6 protein-coding genes are annotated in these 6,149 nt (G+C 52.2%); all 6 read left to right on the top strand.

From position 1 onward, the window contains the following. Positions 1–399 precede the first annotated feature (399 nt). Entirely contained in the window at positions 400–1,503 is a 1,104-nt protein-coding gene (gene pdxA / locus K2I50_RS03710) for a 4-hydroxythreonine-4-phosphate dehydrogenase PdxA (RefSeq protein WP_301024891.1), read from the top strand. A 42-nt stretch (positions 1,504–1,545) separates the two neighbouring features. Continuing rightward, positions 1,546–2,256: an NTP transferase domain-containing protein gene (locus tag K2I50_RS03715; protein WP_301024892.1), complete on the top strand. Its 711-nt coding sequence runs from the start codon at positions 1,546–1,548 to the stop codon at positions 2,254–2,256. Between the two features lie 184 nt (positions 2,257–2,440). Continuing rightward, entirely contained in the window at positions 2,441–3,310 is an 870-nt protein-coding gene (locus K2I50_RS03720; RefSeq protein ID WP_301024893.1) for an ATP-grasp domain-containing protein, read from the top strand. Continuing rightward, complete coding sequence (locus K2I50_RS03725; protein ID WP_301024894.1) at positions 3,307–4,272, top strand: CDP-alcohol phosphatidyltransferase family protein; 966 nt, start codon at positions 3,307–3,309, stop codon at positions 4,270–4,272. Before K2I50_RS03720 ends, K2I50_RS03725 begins: the two co-directional genes overlap by 4 nt. Then, positions 4,259–4,969 carry an HAD family hydrolase gene (locus K2I50_RS03730; protein ID WP_301024895.1) on the top strand — a complete coding sequence of 237 codons (711 nt, stop codon included), beginning with the start codon at positions 4,259–4,261 and terminating at the stop codon, positions 4,967–4,969. The genes K2I50_RS03725 and K2I50_RS03730 overlap by 14 nt, the downstream gene beginning before the upstream one ends. A 233-nt stretch (positions 4,970–5,202) precedes the next feature. Continuing rightward, positions 5,203–6,149, top strand: a 947-nt coding sequence (locus tag K2I50_RS03735; protein WP_301024896.1) for an inositol-3-phosphate synthase, incomplete at its 3' end; no start/stop codon positions are given.

Raw genomic sequence — 6,149 nt, forward strand, 5'->3', positions numbered from 1 at the left:
CCTTCGTCACATGTCGAAAATCGTCTCAAGCTATACGACCCTGGCGGCAACATTTATTATTAAACAAGCTCTTATAGTATGTAGCGGTGAGTCTATAGCCGTTTTATAATGCACGACCGTTGTTATACGGTGGAAAATTGTTGCGGGGTTGGATGGAATTGAAAAAATGAGTAATTTTACGGGCAATTTGGGGCAATAGGTCGTTGAAGAAGGCCGGGCCGGAGTATCGACAATGTCACACTCCAACACACAGCCACATCCGATGACCGCCGAAGCGCTCAATAACTCTGACCATGAGGACTACATGACGCTATCGGCATTACTCCATTTTCATATACATATATATATATTTGTGCCGGACAATGCTCCGTCATCTTATTTTCACAACGATACCCCACAATGAGCAAAAAAATAAAGGTAGGTATCACCCACGGCGACCCCAATGGCATAGGCTATGAGGTGATATTAAAGACATTAAGCGACCCTCGGATTCCGGAACTATGTACTCCGGTAGTCTACGGTTCGGCCAAGATAGCCGCATACTACAGAAAGGGGATGGAACTGCCCCAAGTGGCAATGAACACAATACAGGCCGCAGCCCAGGCCAAGGACGATGCAGTAAACATCATCAATGTAATAGGCGAGGATTTCAAAATCGAGCCGGGCGTGGCATCGAAGAGTGCCGGCGAGGCAGCTTTCATAGCTCTTGAGCGTGCCGTAGCTGATTTGCGTGCAGGCGAAATCGACGTAATCGTCACTGCACCGATAAGCAAGGACACAATCCAAAGTGAGACATTCAACTTTCCCGGCCATACCGAATATCTGGAATCATCGCTTGGCGACGGCGACAAAGCCCTGATGATACTGGCGAGCGACCGCTTGCGCATAGCGCTCGTCACCACCCACCTGCCTATTGCAAAGGTGGCCGATGCAATCACACGCGACGCCGTACTCGACAAACTGCGCATATTCAACCTCTCGCTACGACGCGACTTCAACATCGACACTCCGCGCATAGCTGTATTGTCGCTAAATCCCCATGCCGGCGAGGGTGGACTGCTCGGCAACGAGGAGAACGAGATAATCGCTCCGACTCTCGAAGAGGCCCGCAATGAGAAGATACTTGCATTCGGCCCGTATGCCGCCGACGGATTTTTCGGAACGGAGGCCTACCGCAAATTTGACGGAGTGCTTGCAATGTATCACGACCAGGGACTCGCTCCCTTCAAGACCATCGCCATGGACTCAGGCGTCAACTTCACCGCCGGACTTCCATATGTGCGCACATCACCCGACCACGGTACCGGATTTGATATAGCCGGTCAGGGCAAAGCCTCCGACGAGTCATTCCGCCAGGCAATCTATATGGCCATCGATACCTTCCGCTCACGCCGGCATTTCGATGAAGCATATGCCAATCCGCTGCGACGCCAGTACTTCGACAAAGGTAAAGACAACGTAGTGCTCGACCTCAGCAAGGATGACAGCAACGCCCAGGAATAAGCCACACGAATATATAGAACCCATCATATCACCACAACTACAGTGCATTACGCCATAATAGCCGCAGGAGAAGGTTCGCGGCTTGTACAAGAGGGCATACAGTTGCCCAAACCGCTTGTCGACCTCGACGGGCGTCCTATGATAAAGCGTCTCATCGACATCATGCTCGACTGCGATGCCGAGTCACTGTCGGTAATCGTCAACGAACAGATGACCGACGTGCGCGAATATCTCGAGAGCCTGACACTCCCTGTGCCATTCCACCTGGTCGTAAAGACCACCCCGAGCTCTATGCATTCGTTCTATGAGGTAAGCAGGGCATTCCCATCAAGCGGCAAGTTTGTGCTCACCACAGTCGACACGATATTCCACGAGAGCGACTTCCGCCGCTATGTCAAGGCATTTGCCAAGAGCGACGATGCCGACGGCTACATGGGTGTAACCACTTTTATCGACGACGAGAAACCGCTGTATATCGACGTCGACGAGCCATCGATGACAATCACCGCCTTCCGCGACAAGCCCTGGGAGGGCGTGCGCTACATTTCAGGAGGCATATACGGACTTACCCCACCCGCCCTCGACATACTCGACCGCTGCCTGGCCCAGGGTACAAGCCGCATGCGCAACTACCAGCGCGCGCTCGTCGACGGTGGACTCACCCTTAAGGCATTCCCCTTCAGCAAGATTGTCGACGTTGACCACGCCGGCGACATAGAGACCGCCCGACAGTTCATATTGCAGGGAGAGTAACACGTCGCCTCACCCACAATCAATTGACATCACCTCTTTCTAACTATAATATTACCTTCGGTCGGTCATTCGTCGGCATATTTTCCGCTTGCTCTTAGGTTGTTATGCCCCCACAACTCCCTCTCCACACGCAAAAATATGCTCAGCAACCGACTGACACTTTATCATTTAACAAGCTCTAAAAATGGCTGAAATCAATATTGCCGGCATAATGCGTGCCGGAGCATATTCGCCAAACCATATCGGCAACGACGCCGCAATATTCAACGCCGTGGCCGAGCAGCTGCGCAAGCGCGGATGCATAGTAAATATCTATAGCGAGGAACAGTTCAACAACGGCCAGGTACACGAACCCGTAATCATAAACATGTGCCGCGAAATGAAATCGATACAGCGCCTCCAGAAGCTCGAGGATGAAGGGGTGCTTGTAATCAACTCCGGCTACGGCATCGAGAACTGCACACGCGAGCGCATGACCCGCATACTCGTAGGGAGCAATATCCCCTACCCCGAGAGCCTTATCGTAAACACCGACGAGAGTGTGAAGGGAGCATTGAAGAACGCCGGATTCAGCCAGTGCTGGATTAAGCGCGGAGACTTCCATGCCATGCACAAAGAGGATGTAAGCTACGTACGTCATCCCGAAGAAGCACAGGAAGTGCTGCAGGAGTACTTTCTCCGCGGCATAAAACGCGCTGTAATCAACCGCCATCTCGTAGGCGACCTCATAAAGTTCTATGGCGTGCAGGGCACACCGTTCTTCTTCTGGTTCTACCCGTTTGACGAAGGACACTCCAAATATGGCCACGAAGCCATCAACGGAAAGAGCAAAGGGATAGAATTTGACCGACAGCACATGCGCGACATATGCCAGCGCGCATCGGAAGTGCTTGATGTCAAAATATATGGCGGCGACTGTATCGTAAGTCCCGACGGCGACATACGCATAATCGACTTCAACGACTGGCCCAGCTTCGCCCCATGCCGCCAGGAGGCAGCCCCCTATATCGCCAAGTGCATACTTACCACCATCAAAGACCACACAAGCAAATGAACTCCACGGCTAACAACAACGCCTCGCATACAACCGAAAAGGTGAGCTATCGCGACACCCTCAAGTCGATGGACACCGAAGAGCATATCGACCTCGCATTCTATCGTCCGATAGGCTACATGTGGGCTTGTCTGGCGAAACGTCTCGGCGTGACTCCCAACGCCATCACCATCGCCTCAATATTCCTCGGAATAGGCGCGGGAATAATGTTCTATTTCCCCGACATGTGGTTCAACGTCATAGGTATGTTCCTGCTTGTATGGGCCAATTCATTTGACTCTGCCGACGGACAGCTGGCCCGCATGACAAAGCAATACTCGCGCCTCGGCCGCATACTCGACGGCCTGTCGGGCGACCTTTGGTTTGCCTCGATATATATCGCCATATGTCTGCGCGAGAACATTACCTCAGAGTTTTTCAGCGCCCATCCATGGGTGATATGGGTAGTCGCCGTAGTGACCGGACTGTGCCATGCCAAACAGGCTGCCGCCGCCGACTATTACCGTCAGTTCCATCTCTACTTCCTTAAGGGAGAAGAAGGCAGCGAGCTTGAGTCGTGCGACGAGTTGCGCAGCCGTCTGGCCACCCTTTCATGGAGCAAGAACTTCTGGAAGAAACTCACCCTTACCTTCTACACTAATTATACTGCCAATCAGGAGGCTCTCACTCCATCCATGCAGGCACTCCGCCGCGAGCTGCGCAAGAGATTTGCATCCGGAACGATACCGATGGCTTTCCGCGAGGCCTTCCGACAGAAGAGCCTTCCGTTGATGAAGTATACCAATATCCTCTCCTTCAACTGGCGTGTCATAGCCCTGTTCACCGCGCTTTTCCTCCAGATGCCGTGGCTATACTTCGCCTTCGAGCTTATCGTGCTCAATGCATTGCTCGTATACATGATTGTACGGCATGAACGCATATGCCGCTACTTCACAAAAGAACTTAAAGATGGAAAATATTAAAGGCATAATATTTGATTACGGCGGCACTATCGACAGCCGCGGCGTACACTGGAGCGAGATAATATGGGACGGCTACCGCGCAAGCGGCACAGATGTCGACAAAGATACATTCCGCGAAGCATATGTATATGCCGAACGCGAACTCGCCAAGGTGCGCCACATCATGCCCGACGACAACTTCCACGCCCTGCTGCTTAAGAAAATGCACCTGGAGCTGGGATGGCTCGCCGACCACGGCCACATCAATGCCGACGACGCCCGGCGCATGGCTCCGGAAATCGCCCTTTATTGTTATGAACGCGCGCGCGAGTGCGTAGAGGAGGCCCGTCCAGTGCTTGAGGCTATCCGTGAACGCCACATCCCGATGGTGCTCGTAAGCAACTTCTACGGCAACGTACAGGCCGTACTTGCCGACTTCGACCTGCTGCAATACTTCGACAGCATAATAGAAAGCGCGGTAGTAGGTGTGCGCAAACCCGACCCGCAGATATTCCGCCTCGGAGTCGAGGCCCTCGGAATGAAGCCGGAAAATGTGCTTGTAGTAGGCGATTCCTATAAAAAAGACATTGTGCCGGCCGAAACCATAGGCTGCAGGGTGGCCTGGATAAAGGGTAAAGGCTGGACAGCCGAGGAAGACGCTGTAACCCACCCCTCTATCATCAGAAACATAGGTGAGGTGCTCCAAGCAGTATTTTAATTTATTAACATAACGACGGTTAAATGGCCAACAATTAGGCCATTTTAACCAATACGGCTTATATTTAGCGTTTTTTCACAAAAATTCAATAAAGTTAGCCGATAAAACTTTTTGCAATTCGAAAATACTGACTACTTTTACGGGCTAATTCAAGCGTGGCGCAGTGTTACGCTCTGCCCGCAGCGCTTCAACAACGAAAACAACAATAACAAATAGACAAATTAACCATCATCATGAACCAGACTGACGTTAAGAAAGCCGAGGGCAAACTCGGTATTCTCGTAGTAGGACTCGGAGCAGTAAGCTCAACATTCATCACCGGCGTACTCATGGCCCGCAAAGGCCTTGCCAAGCCTGTTGGAGCAATGACTCAATACGACATCATGCGCGTAGGCGAAGGTGCCGACAAAAAATATCTCCATTACAACCAGATTGTACCCATCGCTGACCTCAACGATATCGAATTCGGCTCATGGGACGTATATCCCGCCAACGCTTTCGAATCGGCCATGAACGCCGAGGTACTCAAGGAGAAAGATATCCTTCCCGTAAAGGACGAGCTTGAAAAGATTGTCCCCATGAAGGCAGCTTTCGACCACAACTATGCAAAGCGTCTTGACGGAGAGAACATCATGCAGGGCAAGACCCGCTGGGAAATGGTAGAAGCTCTCCGCGAGGACATCCGCAACTTCAAGAAAGAGCATGGCTGCAACCGTGTTGTTGTTCTCTGGGCCGCTTCAACCGAAGTATATGTAGCTCCTGACAAGAACGTACACTATACACTCGCCGACCTCGAAAACGCCATGAAGGCCGACGACAAGGAGCATATCGCACCCTCTATGTGCTATGCTTACGCAGCCCTCACCGAAGGCGCTCCCTTCGTAATGGGTGCCCCCAACACCACCGTCGACATCCCCGCAATGTGGGAACTCGCTGAAAAGACCAAGATGCCTATCGCCGGCAAGGACTTCAAGACCGGACAGACACTTGTTAAGTCGGGATTCGCACCCATCATCGGCGTACGTTGCCTCGGCCTCGCAGGTTGGTTCTCAACCAACATCCTCGGAAACCGCGACGGTCTCGTGCTTGACGAACCCGCCAACTTCCGCACAAAAGAGGTCAGCAAGCTCTCTACACTCGAGTCAATCCTCGTACCGGAGCACCAGCCCGATCTCTACAC

The sequence above is a fragment of the Muribaculum sp. genome (genome assembly GCF_029051885.1).
Taxonomy (GTDB): Bacteria; Bacteroidota; Bacteroidia; order Bacteroidales; family Muribaculaceae; genus Muribaculum.